The organism is Pseudomonas sp. FP2338, from assembly GCF_030687515.1.
Classification (GTDB): domain Bacteria; phylum Pseudomonadota; class Gammaproteobacteria; order Pseudomonadales; family Pseudomonadaceae; genus Aquipseudomonas; species Aquipseudomonas salomonii.
In genome coordinates, this window is record NZ_CP117436.1 from 2,051,485 (window position 1) to 2,067,740 (window position 16,256).

General features: G+C 61.2%; 14 protein-coding genes, 4 tRNA genes and 1 pseudogene. 13 read left to right on the forward strand and 6 right to left on the reverse strand.

All coding sequences use genetic code 11. The features are described from left to right. Positions 1-92 precede the first annotated feature (92 nt). The 4 genes from PSH96_RS09425 to PSH96_RS09440 all read left to right on the forward strand — a co-directional run bounded on the left by PSH96_RS09425 (position 93) and on the right by PSH96_RS09440 (position 3,803). A complete protein-coding gene (locus tag PSH96_RS09425) occupies positions 93-896 on the forward strand; it encodes an alpha/beta fold hydrolase (RefSeq protein ID WP_065929511.1) in 804 nt (267 codons plus the stop codon). Further along, on the forward strand, positions 893-1,747 hold the full coding sequence (locus PSH96_RS09430; protein WP_305458756.1) for an alpha/beta fold hydrolase: 855 nt from the start codon (positions 893-895) through the stop codon (positions 1,745-1,747). Before PSH96_RS09425 ends, PSH96_RS09430 begins: the two co-directional genes overlap by 4 nt. 102 nt (positions 1,748-1,849) lie before the next feature. Then, on the forward strand, positions 1,850-2,668 hold the full coding sequence (locus PSH96_RS09435; protein WP_305458758.1) for a DUF4892 domain-containing protein: 819 nt from the start codon (positions 1,850-1,852) through the stop codon (positions 2,666-2,668). Positions 2,669-2,741: 73 nt separating this feature from the next. Next, complete coding sequence (locus PSH96_RS09440; RefSeq protein ID WP_056859710.1) at positions 2,742-3,803, forward strand: AI-2E family transporter; 1,062 nt, start codon at positions 2,742-2,744, stop codon at positions 3,801-3,803. Here the strand turns inward: PSH96_RS09440 and PSH96_RS09445 are convergent. After that, the gene (locus tag PSH96_RS09445) at positions 3,800-4,834 is read right to left on the reverse strand and encodes a HAMP domain-containing sensor histidine kinase (protein ID WP_305458761.1); all 1,035 of its coding nucleotides are present in this window, start codon (positions 4,832-4,834) and stop codon (positions 3,800-3,802) included. The two genes, PSH96_RS09440 and PSH96_RS09445, sit on opposite strands and share 4 nt — an antisense overlap. Next, complete coding sequence (locus PSH96_RS09450) at positions 4,834-5,598, reverse strand: response regulator (RefSeq protein ID WP_056859738.1); 765 nt, start codon at positions 5,596-5,598, stop codon at positions 4,834-4,836. Before PSH96_RS09450 ends, PSH96_RS09445 begins: the two co-directional genes overlap by 1 nt. A gap of 261 nt (positions 5,599-5,859) precedes the next feature. Here PSH96_RS09450 and pyrF point away from each other — a divergent pair, with 261 nt between their 5' ends. After that, entirely contained in the window at positions 5,860-6,558 is a 699-nt protein-coding gene (gene pyrF / locus PSH96_RS09455; protein ID WP_056859708.1) for an orotidine-5'-phosphate decarboxylase, read from the forward strand. A gap of 123 nt (positions 6,559-6,681) precedes the next feature. Here pyrF and PSH96_RS09460 read toward each other — a convergent pair whose 3' ends face one another. Further along, a complete protein-coding gene (locus PSH96_RS09460; protein WP_058421410.1) occupies positions 6,682-7,689 on the reverse strand; it encodes an NADP-dependent oxidoreductase in 1,008 nt (335 codons plus the stop codon). A gap of 228 nt (positions 7,690-7,917) precedes the next feature. Between PSH96_RS09460 and PSH96_RS09465 the strand changes: the two genes are divergently transcribed. The 4 genes and pseudogenes from PSH96_RS09465 (at position 7,918) to PSH96_RS29540 (ending at position 12,377) form a co-directional block, all read left to right on the forward strand. Further along, entirely contained in the window at positions 7,918-8,679 is a 762-nt protein-coding gene (locus tag PSH96_RS09465; RefSeq protein WP_305458765.1) for an SDR family oxidoreductase, read from the forward strand. 203 nt (positions 8,680-8,882) lie between these two features. Then, positions 8,883-10,295 carry a PLP-dependent aminotransferase family protein gene (locus tag PSH96_RS09470; protein WP_305458767.1) on the forward strand — a complete coding sequence of 471 codons (1,413 nt, stop codon included), beginning with the start codon at positions 8,883-8,885 and terminating at the stop codon, positions 10,293-10,295. Positions 10,296-11,291: 996 nt separating this feature from the next. Beyond that, positions 11,292-11,471: pseudogene (locus PSH96_RS29535) on the forward strand (HAMP domain-containing protein); the annotation flags it as partial. A gap of 201 nt (positions 11,472-11,672) precedes the next feature. After that, the gene (locus tag PSH96_RS29540) at positions 11,673-12,377 is read left to right on the forward strand and encodes a methyl-accepting chemotaxis protein (protein ID WP_370694357.1); all 705 of its coding nucleotides are present in this window, start codon (positions 11,673-11,675) and stop codon (positions 12,375-12,377) included. A 27-nt stretch (positions 12,378-12,404) separates the two neighbouring features. Here PSH96_RS29540 and PSH96_RS09480 read toward each other — a convergent pair whose 3' ends face one another. Together PSH96_RS09480 and PSH96_RS09485 are read right to left on the reverse strand one after the other, a co-directional pair. After that, positions 12,405-13,217, reverse strand: coding sequence for an alpha/beta fold hydrolase (locus PSH96_RS09480; RefSeq protein ID WP_305458771.1), 813 nt, complete (start codon positions 13,215-13,217; stop codon positions 12,405-12,407). Positions 13,218-14,259: 1,042 nt separating this feature from the next. Beyond that, entirely contained in the window at positions 14,260-15,018 is a 759-nt protein-coding gene (locus PSH96_RS09485) for a hypothetical protein (protein ID WP_305458773.1), read from the reverse strand. Between the two features lie 383 nt (positions 15,019-15,401). Here PSH96_RS09485 and PSH96_RS09490 point away from each other — a divergent pair. The 4 genes from PSH96_RS09490 to PSH96_RS09505 all read left to right on the forward strand — a co-directional run bounded on the left by PSH96_RS09490 (position 15,402) and on the right by PSH96_RS09505 (position 15,818). Next, positions 15,402-15,477: transfer RNA gene (locus PSH96_RS09490), tRNA-Glu, on the forward strand. A gap of 4 nt (positions 15,478-15,481) precedes the next feature. Then, positions 15,482-15,557: transfer RNA gene (locus PSH96_RS09495), tRNA-Gly, on the forward strand. Positions 15,558-15,662: 105 nt separating this feature from the next. Further along, positions 15,663-15,738, forward strand: a tRNA-Glu gene (locus PSH96_RS09500). 4 nt (positions 15,739-15,742) lie between these two features. Then, positions 15,743-15,818, forward strand: a tRNA-Gly gene (locus PSH96_RS09505). A gap of 166 nt (positions 15,819-15,984) precedes the next feature. Here PSH96_RS09505 and PSH96_RS09510 read toward each other — a convergent pair. Next, the gene (locus PSH96_RS09510) at positions 15,985-16,191 is read right to left on the reverse strand and encodes a hypothetical protein (protein ID WP_370694382.1); all 207 of its coding nucleotides are present in this window, start codon (positions 16,189-16,191) and stop codon (positions 15,985-15,987) included. Positions 16,192-16,256 lie beyond the last annotated feature (65 nt).

The window sequence follows — 16,256 nt, forward strand, 5'->3', positions numbered from 1 at the left end:
GCGTGAGTGTCATCATTCCTGGCGGTTACGGTCATTGCTGTGCGGTTAAAGGCTGGTGACAATTCACTTCTGTTCTCGTAGATGGATCCTGTATGTCGCAGCACGTGTTTTTTGCCCATGCCAATGGTTTTCCTTCGGCCACTTACGGCAAGTTGTTTGCCGCCCTGGCCCCGGAATACGCGGTGGCGCATTTGCCGCAGCACGGTCACGACCCCAGGTTTCCGGTGGATGACAACTGGCAGAACCTGGTGGACGAGCTGATCCACCACCTGGAACAGCAACCGGAGCCGGTGTGGGGCGTGGGCCATTCCTTGGGCGGCGTACTGCACTTGCACGCCGCCATGCGCTGCCCGCAGTTGTACCGTGGCGTGGTGATGCTCGATTCGCCGGTGTTGACCCGCGCTGACCGCTGGGTGATTCGCGCCGCCAAGCGCTTTGGTTTTATCGACCGCCTGACCCCGGCCGGGCGCACCTTGGGTCGACGTGAAGAATTCAGTGACCTGGCTGCCGCACGCAGCTACTTTGCCGGCAAGACGCTGTTTCGCGGTTTCGATCCGGAGTGCTTTGACGCGTACCTGCAACACGGCCTGCAACAGGTGGGCGATCGTCTGCGCTTGCGCTTTGATCCGGCCACCGAGATCAGTATCTACCGAGGCGTGCCCCACACCAGCCCAGGCCAGGTTCGCCAATTGAAGGTGCCGCTGGCGGTGGTGCGCGGTCGCCAGAGCCGGGTGGTGATGCGTCACCATGCCAGTGGTGTCGACCGCCTGCCCATGGGCGAAATGCTCACCATGCCCGGCGGCCATATGTTCCCCCTCGAACGCCCCCAGGACACCGCGACGTTGATCAAGAACCTGTTTTCCCGCTGGCAAGCCCGCGAGCGCAGCTGCGCATGAGCAACCCGGTCGAAGAAGTGCGCCTGAGCCTGCCGCATATCGAATTGGCCGCGCATCTGTTCGGGCCCGAAGACGGCCTGCCGGTGATCGCTTTGCATGGCTGGCTGGACAACGCCAACAGCTTTGCGCGGCTGGCGCCCAAGCTTGAGGGGTTGCGCATCGTTGCGCTGGACATGGCCGGGCACGGGCACTCGGCCCATCGGCCTGCCGGGGCCGGTTATGCCTTGTGGGATTACGTGTTCGATGTGCTGCAAGTGGCTGAACAACTGGGCTGGAAACGTTTTGCATTACTTGGCCATTCCCTGGGCGCCATCGTTTCCCTGGTGCTGGCCGGGGCGTCGCCGGAACGTGTCACCCACCTGGGGTTGATCGACGGCGTGATCCCGCCGACCGCCGCTGGCGAGAACGCTGCCGAGCGCCTCGGCATGGCGTTGCAGGCGCAATTGAGGCTGCAAGACAAGCGCAAACCGGTCTACAGCACCTTGGACCTCGCGGTGCAAGCGCGCATGAAAGGCGTGGTGGCGGTCAGCCGTGAAGCCGCCGAACTGCTGGCCCAGCGCGGTTTGATGCCCGTGCCGGGCGGCTACACCTGGCGCACCGACGCGCGCTTGACCCTGGCATCGCCGATGCGCCTGACCGATGAGCAGGCGATGGCTTTCGTGCGGCGCGTGGGTTGCCCTACACAGTTGGTCGTCGCGGCTGACGGCATGTTGGCGAAACATTCCGAATTGCTTTCTCAGCTACCTTTTACGGTGAACACGCTGCCGGGCGGCCATCATTTACACCTTAATGATGAGCCCGGCGCGATCCTTGTTGCAGACTGTTTCAATCGGTTCTTCTCCACGCCTTGACTTGGCGGGGTCAACTGCCGAGGCTGGGCGGATTGAAAGGGAGTCAACCATGTACGAACTCAACACTGCTGTGCACTTCGATGGCCAGGGCTCACTCATCCGATGAGCCTGCGTAAAGAATGTCTCCGTGCCCTAGGGCTGTGCTGTTTGAGCCCTCTGGTGTTCGCCGCCGATGTGCCAGGCAGCCAGGATCTGCCGGCCGTGGCCCGTCAGGTCGATGCGCAAATCGTCGATTACCGCCCCGCTGAAGAAAAAGAGCGCATCTACCCCATGGGCGCGATCCGCAAGATCAGCGGCCAGCTGCGCTACGAAGGCCAGGCCACGGCGCGCGGCCAAACCACTGCCATCACCTATGAACTGCCCGCCGAGCACACGTCCAGCGCCGCCTTTACCGCGACGCGTGAAGCGTTGCAGGCCAAGGGCGCGCAGCTGTTGTTCTGGTGCCAGGCGCGTGATTGCGGCGAAAGCAGCCTGTGGGCCAATGAAGTGTTCGGCAACGCCAAGCTGGTCGGCGCCGACGGCCAGCAGGAATACCTGCTGTTGCGCCTGGCCGCCCCGCAGGACCACTCGTTGGTGGCACTGTATGGCATTACGCGCGGCAACCGCCGTGCTTATCTGCATGTAGAACAACTGGACGCTGGCGCGCCATTGGGCGACTTGCTGCCCACCTCGGCGACCTTGCTGCGCGAGCTTAAAAGCACCGGCGAGCTGGACTTTCCGGCACTTGGCAACGCGCCTGACGCCACCTGGCTGACCTTGATTTCCCGTGGCTTGAACCTCGACGCCACCTTGCGCGTGAGCCTCACCGGGCCGACCGCCGAAGCCTGGCGCCAGGGCCTGATCGACAGCGGCGTGCGGGCCGCCCGCCTGGAAACCGGTAGCGGCGACGCTAAGGGTTTGCACCTGCATCTGATACGCTGACCCTTATCAAGGCGGACGGACCCGTGCCGTTCGCCTAAGCTCTCTTCCTACAGCCTTATTCTCGAGATACCCGATGCTCAATAACGATCGCCTACTGGTGCAAATCCTGCTGCTGGTGTTGTTTGGTGCCAGCTTCTGGGTAATGGCGCCGTTCTGGTCGGCGCTGTTCTGGGGCGCGGTGCTGGCGTTTGCCAGCTGGCCGCTGATGCGTTTGCTCACGCGCTGGCTGGGTGGCCGCGAATCCCTGGCGGCGGGCATCCTCACGTTGGGCTGGATGTTGCTGGTGGCGGTGCCGCTGGTGTGGCTGGGGTTCAACCTGGCCGACCATGTACGCGATGCGGTGGGCCTGATCAAGGATATCCAGGTTGACGGCTTGCCCGCCGCACCTGCCTGGCTGAACTCGATCCCCTTTGTTGGCGAGCGGCTGGTGGCGACCTGGGACAGCATCGACCAACAGGGTGCAGCGCTGATGGTCAGCATCAAGCCGTACCTGGGGCAGGTGGGCAACTGGCTGTTGGCGCGCAGTGCGCAAATTGGCGGCGGTATTCTCGAGCTGACCCTGAGCCTGGTCTTCGTGTTCTTCTTTTACCGTGATGGGCCACGGCTGGCGATGTTTGCCCATCGGTTGCTGGAGCGCCTGATCGGCGAGCGTGCCGGTTACTACATCGAACTGGTGGCCGGCACTGTGCAGCGGGTGGTTAACGGCGTGATTGGCACGGCGGCAGCCCAGGCCCTGCTGGCGCTGATTGGCTTCCTGATTGCCGGCGTGCCGGGCGCGCTGGTGCTGGGCATCGTCACCTTCCTGCTCAGCCTGATCCCCATGGGCCCGCCGCTGGTGTGGATTCCCGCCACGGCCTGGCTGGCATGGAAGGGCGACTATACCTATGCGGTGTTTCTCGGTGTCTGGGGCACGTTCATCATCAGTGGCGTGGACAACGTGCTCAAGCCGTACCTGATCAGCCGAGGCGGCAACCTGCCGCTGGTGATCGTGCTGTTGGGCGTGTTTGGCGGCTTGATTGCGTTTGGCTTTATCGGCCTGTTTATCGGCCCGACCTTGTTGGCGGTGGCCTACAGCCTGCTGACGGATTGGAGCGCGACCCAGTCCCAGGAACGTCGCGAAGATAAAGCGCTTTAGGCCCTCGGTAAGTACATCACGGCCGTCAGGCCACCGCCTGGGGTTTCCTCCAGGCTCAGGTGGCCGCCGAGGCGCTCCACGGCTTCCTTGGAAATTGTCATGCCCAGGCCAACGCCACCGGAGTTGCGGTTGCGTGAGCCTTCGAGGCGAAAGAACGGTTCGAACACCGCCTCGCGTTTATCCGCCGCGATTCCCGGCCCATGGTCGATCACGCGGATCACCAGGGCGCCCCGGCTGTCCTCCAGCTCAATACGCGCCGTACCGGCGTACCGCAGGGCGTTGTCGATCAGGTTGTTGAGGCACGAACGCAGTGCCATCGGTTGCACCTGCAACGGCGCGCAAGTGCCGCAGAACTGCACGTCCGAGCCTTGGTCCTGGGCGTTTTCGCTGAGGGACTCGACCAGCGCCTGCACGTCGAGCCAGTGCCGGGTCTCGCTGGTGCGCTGTTCGTGCAGGTAGCTCAAGGTGGCGTCGAGCATGCCGATCATGTCGTCCAGGTCCTGGCGCATCTGGCCTTGCAGCTTGGTGTCTTCGATTTGCTCCAGGCGCAGCTTGAGGCGTGACAGCGGCGTACGCAGATCATGGGAGACGGCGCCGAGCATGCGCGCGCGCTGGCTGACTTGCTCGCGGATGCGCTTTTGCATCAGGTTGAAGGTCGATGCAGCCTGGCGCGCTTCCCGTGGCCCGGACTCATTGAGCGGCGGGCTGTCGAGGTCAAGGCTCAAGCGTTCGGCGGCTGCACTCAGGCGCTGGATCGGCCGGCTCAGCAGTTTGGCGCCGTACCAGGCAGCGATGATCAGCGAGATAAACTGAAAGGTCAGCGGCACCACGGGGCCGCCGTACCAGGGCCGATGATGGCGAGCCAATGGCTTCATTGTGCCGTCCGGTTGCTCGACAAAGGTTTCCTGGGGCGGCGGTGGCGGCGGGCCGTAGTGGCGGAACCAGAAGATCGCCAGCACATGAGCGAGCACAATGGCCACCAGCAATACGCCGAACAGCCTGCCAAACAGCGTATTGAAGGTGGCGCGCATCAACCGATATCCCGGGCGTCGAACAGGTAACCTTCGCCGCGCACGGTCTTGATCAGTTGCGGGGCTTTCGGGTCATCCCCAAGCTTCTGGCGCAGGCGTGACACGAGCAGATCGATGCTGCGGTCAAAGGCTTCGATGGAGCGGCCACGGGCAGCATCCAGCAATTGTTCGCGGCTCAGCACACGGCGCGGGCGCTCGATGAACACCCACAGCAGGCGAAATTCCGCGTTGGACAGCGGCACCACCAGGCCATCGTCGGCCACCAATTGGCGCAGTACGCTGTTGAGGCGCCAGTTGTCGAAGCGGATATTGGCGCGCTGCTCGGTGCGGTCATCGCGCACCCGGCGCAGGATGGTCTGGATTCGCGCCACCAGCTCGCGCGGTTCGAACGGTTTGGACATATAGTCATCGGCGCCCAGTTCCAGGCCGATGATGCGGTCGGTGGGTTCGCAGCGTGCGGTGAGCATCAAAATCGGGATGTCCGACTCAGTGCGCAACCAACGGCACAGCGACAGGCCATCTTCGCCCGGCAGCATCAGGTCGAGTACGACTACATCAAAGGTTTCGGCTTGCATGGCGGTGCGCATGGCCGTGCCGTCGGTGACGCCGGTGGCGAGAATATTGAAGCGGGCCAGGTAGTCGATCAGCAGTTCGCGGATCGGCAGGTCGTCATCGACGATCAGCGCGCGGGTGTTCCACCGCTTGTCTTCGGCGATCACCGCGCCTTTTTGCTCTTCGTTTACAGAGACGGTAGGGGTATGCATAGTGCGATCATCTGCCTGGGTTGTTGCATTGAGCATAGGCGCCCGGTTCCATGGCTGGAAGTGCCGGGCGAGCGGTCATGTGCGCGAGGCTAGTCGCGGGGCGTGTTGAGGGCATGTCGGGAATGTATCGGTCTTGACACAATGACTCGAAATCCCTGGTTATACGCGCTTGATCAGCATTTTACCGATCATCGGATCCCGCAACGGCGCCGCTTGCGCTACAATCCGCGCCGATTTCGACTTGCCTGAGAGCCCATTCCAATGTCCGTCTGCCAGACTCCTATCATCGTCGCCCTGGATTACCCCACTCGTGACGCCGCACTGAAGCTGGCTGACCAGTTGGACCCCACGCTTTGCCGGGTCAAGGTCGGCAAGGAACTGTTCACCAGCTGCGCCGCCGAAATCGTCGGCACTCTGCGTGACAAAGGCTTCGAAGTATTCCTCGATCTGAAATTCCATGACATCCCCAACACTACGGCCATGGCGGTTAAAGCCGCCGCCGAAATGGGCGTGTGGATGGTCAACGTGCACTGCTCCGGCGGCCTGCGCATGATGAACGCCTGCCGCGAAGTGCTCGAGCAGCGCAGCGGCCCGAAACCCTTGCTGATCGGTGTGACCGTGCTGACCAGCATGGAGCGCGAAGACCTGGCCGGCATCGGCCTGGACATCGAGCCGCAGGAGCAGGTCCTGCGCCTGGCGGCATTGGCGCAGAAGGCTGGCCTGGATGGCCTGGTCTGTTCGGCCCTGGAGGCCCAGGCGCTGAAGACCGCGCACCCGTCGCTGCAACTGGTGACCCCGGGGATTCGTCCGGCAGGCAGCGCCCAGGATGACCAGCGTCGTATCCTGACGCCGCGTCAGGCCCTGGATGCAGGCTCGGACTACCTGGTGATCGGTCGCCCGATCAGCCAGGCGGCGGATCCGGCGAAGGCACTGGCGGCAGTCGTCGCCGAAATCGCCTGATACCTGTGGGAGCTGGCTTGCCTGCGATGCGGGCAACTCGGTCTTTCAGCCATACCGAGTTGATGCTATCGCAGGCAAGCCAGCTCCCACATTGACAGTGCTCACACCAGGTTCTGCGGTGGGTCAGCTGACTTTAAGCACCAACTTCCCAAAGTTTTCGCCGTTGAACAGCTTCATCAACGTCTCCGGGAACGTCTCCAGCCCCTCGACAATATCTTCCTTGCTCTTGAGCTTGCCCTGGGCCATCCAGCCGGCCATTTCCTGCCCGGCGGCGGCAAAGTTCGCGGCGTGGTCCATCACCACGAACCCTTCCATGCGCGCACGATTGACCAGCAACGACAAATAGTTGGCCGGGCCTTTCACCGCCTCTTTATTGTTGTACTGGCTGATTGCGCCGCAGATCACCACCCGCGCCTTCAAGGCCAGGCGGCTGAGCACGGCGTCGAGAATGTCGCCGCCAACGTTATCAAAATACACATCCACGCCTTTGGGGCACTCGCGCTTGAGGGCGGCGGGCACGTCTTCGCTTTTGTAGTCGATGGCTGCGTCAAAGCCCAGTTCATCAATGAGGAATTTGCACTTGTCGGCGCCCCCGGCAATGCCCACCACGCGGCAGCCCTTGAGCTTGGCAATCTGCCCGGCAATGCTGCCTACCGCACCGGCGGCGCCGGAGATCACCACCGTTTCGCCGGCCTTTGGCGCGCCGGTGTCGAGCAGGGCGAAGTAGGCGGTCATGCCGGTCATGCCCAGTGCTGACAGGTAGCGCGGCAGCGGCGCCAGTGTTGGGTCGACCTTATAAAAGCCGCGCGGCTCGCCCAGGAAATAATCCTGCACGCCCAGCGCGCCGTTCACATAATCACCCACCGCGAATTTCGGGTTGTTCGAGGCAATCACCTTGCCCACGCCCAGCGCCCGCATGACTTCGCCGATGCCGACCGGTGGAATGTAGGATTTACCCTCGTTCATCCAGCCACGCATGGCCGGGTCCAGGGACAGGTATTCATTGCGCACCAGCACTTGCCCGTCCGCTGGCGTGCCCACCGGCACTTCCTGGTAGGTAAAGGTCTCCCGCGTGGCCGCACCGACCGGGCGTTTGGCGAGCAGGAATTGGCGGTTGGTCTGGGCAGTCATGGCTGGGACTCTTCAAAAAGTGAGCCTTGAGTGATAGACCTTCAGCGGCTTGGGGGCAAGGTTAAGGGTGAGTGCGAATGCCCGCCGATAGGTCGGGCTGATAGTTGGCCTGGGCGTCTTATCACTGCCATTCATGCGACCCCAACCGGCCATATGATAGTGCTGACGCGCCCGCCATGCGCTTGGCTAGACTCGGCCCACGGCCATTTCTTGCATAGGACATCCCCCATGAGCATGACGTTTTCCGGCCAGGTCGCCCTGGTGACCGGCGCCGCCGCCGGTATTGGCCGCGCCACCGCGCTGGCATTTGCCGCAGAAGGCTTGAAAGTAGTGGTAGCCGACCTGGATGTGGCGGGCGGCGAGGGCACGGTTGCGTTGATTCAACAAACAGGCGCAGAAGCGCTGTTCGTGCGCTGCAATGTCACGCTGGACGCCGATGTGCAGCAATTGATGGCACAGACCATCGCCGCCTATGGGCGCCTGGACTATGCCTTCAACAACGCCGGCATCGAGATCGAGAAGGGCAAGCTGGCCGACGGCAGCCTGGATGAGTTCGATGCAATCATGGGCGTCAACGTCAAGGGCGTATGGTTGTGCATGAAGTATCAACTGCCGCTGTTGCTGGCCCAGGGTGGCGGTGCGATCGTCAATACTGCCTCGGTCGCCGGGTTGGGCGCTGCGCCGAAGATGAGCATTTATGCGGCGTCCAAGCATGCCGTGATCGGCCTGACCAAATCGGCCGCGATCGAATATGCGAAGAAGAAAATCCGCGTGAATGCGGTGTGCCCTGCGGTGATCGACACCGACATGTTCCGCCGTGCCTATGAAGCAGATCCGCGCAAAGCCGAGTTCGCCGCCGCCATGCACCCGGTCGGGCGCATTGGCAAGGTCGAGGAAATCGCCAGTGCCGTGCTGTACCTGTGCAGCGATGGGGCGGCGTTTACCACCGGGCAAGCGTTGGCGGTGGATGGTGGCGCAACGGCTATCTAGGACTCAATGCCATGCACTCTTCGAAAAGGATGGGGCCGCTGTGGGGCGTTTCCATGGCTGGCACAAGGCCTCGTCAGAATGTGTATCAGAAGGTAAATAAGTCAATAAAATCAATACTTTAATAAGAGTCTACGACCGGTTTGAGCGAGCTTCTGTGCTTAACTGTTTGGGGTTGAATAACAGACAGTTGAAGTGAGTGGCTCATGGATTTAGGGATCGATCGACAAGCCCTTGTACCGGTGGTGCAGCAAATCGTCAGCGCGGTGGCGCAATGGATACGCAAGAGCGGCGCGAGCCCCGGTACGCGCTTGCCGTCCATCCGGCAACTGGCCCTCGACAACCTGCTCAGCCAGTCCAGCGTGATAGAGGCTTTCGAGCGAATGGTCGCCCAGGGTTTACTGGCATCCAGGCAAGGCTCGGGATTTGTGGTCGCCCAGCCGCCTGTTTGCCTTGAAAGCCACTGGTATGAGGGGGCAGAGCTGGGTTGGGGCGACTATGTCGATGGCCCGTTGGGCGAGTTGAATCTGGGTTGCGGCTGGCTGCCGGACACCTGGCGTGAAAGCGATGACCTGTGCTACGCGATACGGGAAATCAGCCGCACCGACACGGCTGGCCTCTTTAACTACAGCACGCCACTGGGCTTGCCGGCATTGCGCGAGCAACTGCTCAAGCGGCTGACCCATATAAAGGTTGCCACCTGCCTGGATCGCATCCTGACCACCCATGGTGCCAGCCATGCGCAGGACCTGCTGATACGCTCGCTGCTCAAGGCCGGCGATACGGTGGTGGTTGAGACGCCAGGCTATGCCAACCTCTATCGACAGTTGGAGCGCCATGGTGTCACGTTGCTGGAAGTTCCGCGCACCGTGGGCGGCCCGGACATGCCGGTGCTCGAGCAACTGCTGCTGCGCCATCGCCCCAAGTGCCTGTTCATCAACTGCCTGTACCACAACCCCACGGGCACCAGCTTGTGCCGCGCCGTGGCCGAGCGGTTGCTGGAGCTTTCGCACCGTGATGGCTTCCTGATCATTGAAGAGGACGTTTTCGGTGACCTGCAGCACGCCAGTTGCACACGGCTGTCGGCGTTACCCCATGATGACCGGGTGATCTATGTTTCAAGCTTTTCCAAGACCCTGAGCAGTGCCTTGCGCGTGGGCTACGTCAGTGCCGACACGGCCATCGTTGCGCGTATGGCCAGCCTCAAGACCCTGACCGGTATCGGCACGTCACGGTTTGCCGAAACAGTGGTCGCCACGCTGTTGGCCAATGGCACTTACCGCAAGTGGGTGCAACGCCTGCGCAAGCGTTTGAATGCGCAAATGGCAGCCACTCTGGAGGTGCTGGAGGATGAGGAATGGCAGGTGTTTGCCGTGCCTGCCGGCGGTATGTTCGTGTGGGCGCGGCCGGGTCTGGGCGATCATTCCCGGTTGCAAGCGTGCGCGCGCAGGCTTGGCGTCTTGCTGTCGGGCGGGGCGCTGTTCACTCCCCGCGGCGAGCACAGTGACTGGCTGCGCATCAATGTGGCCTATGCTGCTGATCAGCGGGCGTTGGCGTTGTTCCGCGCCATGGGGCCTGCCAGATCGACCTCGACCATTCTGAAAACGACGAGCATGTAGCTTTTTGCCATTATTGTGGCGCCAACGTCTTGTGCCAATGGCGTCTCGTTGCGAATCTCGCTGCATGGCAACCAGGCTTGCTGGCAGCTGCCCGTGCAAGAGGATTCAAGTGCAATGATTTCGGCCGTGCAACGACGTTTCGCCAACCTCGGTATGGCAAAAAAACTGGGCTTGGGCTTCTCCCTGGTGCTGCTGCTGACGGCGCTGGTGGCGGCCATTGGCGTGTGGTCGCTGCAAACCGTTGGCCAGCGTTTCGAAGGCCTCAATGCGATGTCTTCGCTCAACAGCGGCTTGCTCAAGGTGCGCCTGATCGAGCAGGACTACGCGTTGCATGCCGACCCCAAAGCCGTCGATGCCTTGCATGAAAGCGTCGATGCCCTGGCTGCCCTGGCGGCCTCGCTCAAGGCCCAGTCCGCCGCCAATGTGCCGGTGATGGGCGACGTTGAACAGGCGTTGACCGCGTATCGCCAGGCGTTCGACGAATTTGTCGAGTTGACCCAGACCAAGGACCTGGCGCTGGAGATGGCCAGTTGGTCGGTCTCCAGCGTGGCCAATAACCTCGATGTGCTGCAAGCCGGCCTGGCCGACGATGGCGCCTATGGCCTCAAGGAAAGCCAAGGCAAAGAGGGCGCCGAGTTTATCGAGCAGGCCGGGCAGGTCAGCCAGGTGTCGCGGTTGATGTTGCAAGCCATGAACGAGGCGCGGGTGCGCCTGGACCAGAGCCGCAAGGCCGATGCAGACAACGCCGAGCAGGGCAAGATCGAACAGGCCGACCAGGCCCTGGCGCAGGTCGAGCAGTTGAAAACCGCGGTCAAGGACGCGGGTTTCCAGACCGTGCTCAATGAGGTGTCCGGGCATATTGCCGCCTTCAGCGAAAAACTCGGTGAGTACACCGGTTTGCTGGCTCAGGAAAAAATCGTCTACAAGCAATTGCATGACCGCGCCGACCAGGTGGTCAGCCGGGTCAACCAGGCGTATGCCGCCGAAGATCAGTCGATGCAGGCGCAATTGAAGAAAAGCACGCTGCTGATCATCGGCTCCTCGGCGTTGGCGTTGTTGGTGGGGCTGATTGCCGCCTGGCTGATTACCCGCCTGATCGTGGCGCCGCTGCGCAGTGTAATTGCCGTGGCCCAGCAGATTGCCGCCGGAGACCTGAGTGGGCGCATGGAGGTCAGTCGCCGTGATGAGATCGGCCAGCTCATGCAAGCGATGCAGCAGATGGGCACTGGCTTGAGCCAGATGGTCAGCGGCTTGCAGGCCGGCATCGAGCAATTGGCCAGCTCTGCACAATCACTCTCCAGCGTCACTGAACAAACCAATCTAGAGGTCAGCAGCCAGAAGGAGGAGACCGAACAGGTCGCCACGGCGATGAACCAGATGACCGCCACGGTGCATGACGTGGCGCGTAACGCCGAAGAAGCTGCGCAAGCGGCGCAGACCGCCGATGCCAAGGTCGACAGCGGCCAGCAGGTGGTGCGTCAGAGCCTGCAACGCATTGAGTTGCTGGCGTCCTCCAGCACTAGCGCCAGCGCCAGCATCGACAGCCTCAGTGCCGAAATCCAGCACATCGGCACGGTGTTGGGGGTGATCAAAAGTGTCGCCGAGCAGACCAACCTGCTGGCCCTTAACGCCGCCATTGAAGCCGCCCGTGCCGGCGAGCAAGGCCGAGGGTTTGCAGTGGTGGCCGATGAGGTGAGGGCGCTGGCCAAGCGTACTCAGCAATCGACCGAGGAGATCGAGCGGTTGGTGAGCACCTTGCGCAGTGCCGCGCAGTCGTCGGTGCAGCAGATGCAGCAAAGCGGCGAGCTGGTGAAGCTGGCCGTCAGCGATGCGCTGGAAACCGAGAGCGCGCTGGGCAGCATCGCCGCTGCCGTGTCCCTGATCCAGCAGATGAACCAGCAGATTGCCGCCGCCGCCGAGGAGCAAAGCTCGGTGGCCGAAGAGATTAATCGCAGTGTCACCAGTATCCGCGCGAGTGCCGACCAATCGGCGCTGAGCATGCAAGGCAACGCCGCGTCGAGCATTCAGCTGGCGCAGTTGGGGGCGGAGCTCAAGGGTATGGTGGGGCACTTCCGCCTTTGATCCATGAGCAAAGGCGGAACCGTGCGATCAGGCGTTGTTGGCGAGGAAGGTCAGCAGGGCTTCGTTGACGAAGTCCGGGTTTTCGCGGCTGGAGATATGCCCGGCGTCTGGAATCAGGGTCAGGCTGCAACCGATCAGCTCGGCCATTTCCTTGGATTCGGCGGGTGGGCGAGGTTTGTCCTGCTCACCGCACATGATCAGAGTGGTGTCGGTGTCCAGGCGGTGCAGTTGGTCGAGGATATCGGCGCGGCTGAAGATCTGACGGCCCAATGGCACGATGCTGTGCAGCAGGCGCTCCTTGGAGAAAGCCCGCAGCGACTGGCGAAAATCCTGGTACAGCGCAGATTCGCGATCGATGCCTGGCCGGAAGAAGATCGGCGCGACCACATCCAGTAGCGGCTCAGGAATGGCGCCGGCGTCTTCGATCATCTTGAACAGCGAAAAGTAATACGCGCGCGTGGCCTCGGGCTCGGCACCGAGGTAGGTGTCCATCAGCACCAGGCTGTTGATGCGCTGCGGCGCCAGCAGCGCCAGGCGCGCGCCCCACATGCCGCCTACCGACAGGCCCACCAGGTTGATCTGTGCGATGTCCAGCTGGTCCAGCAGGGCCAGGGTCTGGCGCGCCAGGTCGTCGAGGGACTGGGTTTGGGCCGGCAGCGGGCCGGATTCACCATGGCCCCACAACTCGGGGACGATCACGCGGTACTGTTGCGACAGGGCTTCGATTTGCGGCGCCCACATGTGGCGGTCCCACAGGTAGCTTGAGCCCAGCAGAACGACCGGGCCGGTGCCCTGGTCGACGTAGTGCAGTGGTTGTCCATCAATGACGGCGACAGGCATAGCGGGCCTCTGACTTCACGGAGTTAGGGGCACTTTTTTACGCTAGTCGGGGGCGGGGGGATAGGTGCAAAGTGATGGCATTTTGTGGTGGCGTGGTGGCGTGGCGTGGCGTGGTGGGTTGGGTGAATATCCGTTATTTAGGTAACGGCGGCCTAGGGTTCCGCTCTTACAGCGGGTCACTTTTGGCAAACGCCCCAAAAGTAACCAAAAGGTCTTCGCCCCAACACTCGGTGCCTCGCTGTGGCTCGGCATGCCCGCAATCCGACACTGATTTGGGGGGCCGCCGCCACGCGCCATCCATGGCGCGGGGCGGCTAAACCGGCATCCCTGCCGGTTTACCCCCCAAATCACTGTCGAATTCCGGCCATCGTGTTTGACGGGGCGATTTCAGATCAAGATCACGATCAAAAGCGCAGATCAAAAGACCGCTGACTTCGTCATCGAAAAGGATGTAAGGGCCAGAGCAACAGCAACAGCAACAGCAGAGCCATACTCGGTCAACTGTGGGAGCTGGCTTGCCTGCGATGGCATCAACTCGGTGTGCCTGACACACCGAGGTGCCTGCATCGCAGGCAAGCCAGCTCCCACAGAAAAGCAGTTCTTCAGTGGATGCAAATCCGCTTTTCGCTTTTCGCTTTTGATCTAACCACTCAGGTCGGCTTTCAGGCCGCCGTGCTGTAGATCTTGATCTTGATTTTGATCTGAGGCGCCCCGTCAACCACGATGGCCGAACGCAGGCTTGAATCCGTGGGTAACCCGGCAGGACGCCGGGTTAGCCGCGCTGGGCCAAGGATGGCCCATCGCGGCGGCCCACGGATTCAAGCCGGAGTGCGGGCACACCGAGCATTAGCGAGGTGCCGAGTGGTGGGGCACAGACCTTTTGGTTACTTTTGGGGCGTTTGCCAAAAGTGACCCGCTGTAAGGGCGGAACCCTAAGTAGCCGTTACCGCAGCAACGGATATGTACCCAACCCTAAGTAGCCGTTACCGCAGCAACGGATATGTACCCAACCCACCCATCCACCGCGCGCGCCCCCCAACGATCAATCGTAAATAGCTTTCTTTTTCCACTCCGCATCGGCATCCACAACTTTAAGCCCTTCAGTCAACTCGTTGACCTCATCTTCAGCCGGCTTGCTGTTGGTCAATACCGTGGAATTGGCGCGGGCCAGTTGGCTTTCGAGCAAATGCAGCTGCGCGCTGTAGAGCGCTGGCTCCGGCTGTTTGCGCAGGTACTGCACGCCGCGCTCGAATGCCAGGCGTGCCTGGCCGGGTTGGTTCTGTTGCAGGGCGTGCTGGCCGAGGTTGTTGAAGAACTCGATGTGCAGCAGCACCAGGATATGGCGAATTTCCTTGATCCAGTGCTTGGCCTCGTTGGTCGGTAGAAAACCATCCTGAGCCGCACGGGTCACTTGACCATGCAGGGCTTCGAGGAGGAAGCGCACGTCCTTGGCCTTGGCTTCGGTCTGGATCGGCGCCGGTGGGTTGGTCACCGGAATCGATTCGCCCTGGGCGATCAGCGCATTCAACTCAGTGATACGCGCCTTGAGTGCTGCACTGGACTTGTTGAGGTGCAACAGGCGCTGGTTGACGTTGAGCTCAAGGCGGGTGAGCAGCAGCTTGAGCGCCGGGGTCATCAATTGGCCAGGAAAGGTCTCGGTGATTTCACCGCACCGACGCAGCCGATCATTGAGCTCGATCTCGGTACGTTTTTTTTCCAGTTTGTTGTTTTCCACCACGTGGTTCATGTAGCCAATGGCGATCAGTATTACGATCCCGGCTATTACCAGCAGGGTGATCATGAGTGGTGTCACCGGTGTGACCTCTTTTATAGGGTTTGCTGTGGAGTGTAGTGACTGGACCATCCGGCGGATAGGGCTGTTCGACCAGTTGCCCAGGTAGTTTCTTCTATATAGGTAAGCGTGACAGAGCGGGCTCCTTGCATAGATGCACATTGCCATCATTTACTCGGGCGAACTATAGCGTCTTGTCGGGCGCCAGAATATAGGCGTCAAAGCCCCCACGGGCAGAATGCCCGCAAAGGCCTGGAAAGCAGGTCGAAGTCATTGATTTAAATAAATTTATCCTTGGGGGTTGACGACCTTTCAATCCATCCATAGAATGCGCGCCACTTACAGCGTAAAGCACACAGCGAAACGCGGTAGGGAGTGAATGTTGTACGTGTGTCCCCTTCGTCTAGTGGCCTAGGACACCGCCCTTTCACGGCGGTAACAGGGGTTCGAGTCCCCTAGGGGACGCCAATATGCGGGAATAGCTCAGTTGGTAGAGCACGACCTTGCCAAGGTCGGGGTCGCGAGTTCGAGTCTCGTTTCCCGCTCCAATTTACAAGCAATGTGGCCCTCGGGCGGCATTGAGTGAAACCAGGGCATAATCTTCGGATTTAACCTCTGGGCACTGAAACACACACCATGTGTTTCAGTTGTGTGTCCCCTTCGTCTAGTGGCCTAGGACACCGCCCTTTCACGGCGGTAACAGGGGTTCGAGTCCCCTAGGGGACGCCATTTTGCGGGAATAGCTCAGTTGGTAGAGCACGACCTTGCCAAGGTCGGGGTCGCGAGTTCGAGTCTCGTTTCCCGCTCCATATTCAACGAAAACGCCGATCATCAATGATCGGCGTTTTTGTTTGCGCTGAATTTAATCAGCCGGGTCAGTAACAGGCCCAACTACAGCTTTTTGCCGATTGATATACGCTCTGCGTCGCCAGTGCTGCTCGCAGTGATTGCTTTGCGTGGCGCCTGGTGACAGTACTAGGCGTGTGCTGGGTGGGGAATAGGCTCGGCAATGGTCAGCAAGAGCACGAAGCTGGTGAAAGAGCCAATGGCCAGGAAAATGAATACATAGTTCCAGCCCAGGCTGTCCAGCAGCAGGCCGGTCAAGAGCGGCTCTGCCGGCGACAAAAAATCCCCCGGTTCCATCACTTTTAGTTTTTCTAAAGGTTTTGCAGCGAGTGACACATCTCAACTGTGTAGGTCTTGTTGTTAAGTGTGTGGGAATAGTCTGAATTTAATCGCGGGTGGGT

Coding starts and splice junctions, on each gene's coding strand:
- PSH96_RS09425 (WP_065929511.1), top strand. CDS start 93: ATGTCGCAGCACGTGTTTTTTGCCCATGCCAATGGTTTTCCTTCGGCC.
- PSH96_RS09430 (WP_305458756.1), top strand. CDS start 893: ATGAGCAACCCGGTCGAAGAAGTGCGCCTGAGCCTGCCGCATATCGAA.
- PSH96_RS09435 (WP_305458758.1), top strand. CDS start 1,850: ATGAGCCTGCGTAAAGAATGTCTCCGTGCCCTAGGGCTGTGCTGTTTG.
- PSH96_RS09440 (WP_056859710.1), top strand. CDS start 2,742: ATGCTCAATAACGATCGCCTACTGGTGCAAATCCTGCTGCTGGTGTTG.
- PSH96_RS09445 (WP_305458761.1), bottom strand. CDS start 4,834: ATGCGCGCCACCTTCAATACGCTGTTTGGCAGGCTGTTCGGCGTATTG.
- PSH96_RS09450 (WP_056859738.1), bottom strand. CDS start 5,598: ATGCATACCCCTACCGTCTCTGTAAACGAAGAGCAAAAAGGCGCGGTG.
- pyrF (WP_056859708.1), top strand. CDS start 5,860: ATGTCCGTCTGCCAGACTCCTATCATCGTCGCCCTGGATTACCCCACT.
- PSH96_RS09460 (WP_058421410.1), bottom strand. CDS start 7,689: ATGACTGCCCAGACCAACCGCCAATTCCTGCTCGCCAAACGCCCGGTC.
- PSH96_RS09465 (WP_305458765.1), top strand. CDS start 7,918: ATGAGCATGACGTTTTCCGGCCAGGTCGCCCTGGTGACCGGCGCCGCC.
- PSH96_RS09470 (WP_305458767.1), top strand. CDS start 8,883: ATGGATTTAGGGATCGATCGACAAGCCCTTGTACCGGTGGTGCAGCAA.
- PSH96_RS29540 (WP_370694357.1), top strand. CDS start 11,673: ATGACCGCCACGGTGCATGACGTGGCGCGTAACGCCGAAGAAGCTGCG.
- PSH96_RS09480 (WP_305458771.1), bottom strand. CDS start 13,217: ATGCCTGTCGCCGTCATTGATGGACAACCACTGCACTACGTCGACCAG.
- PSH96_RS09485 (WP_305458773.1), bottom strand. CDS start 15,018: ATGATCACCCTGCTGGTAATAGCCGGGATCGTAATACTGATCGCCATT.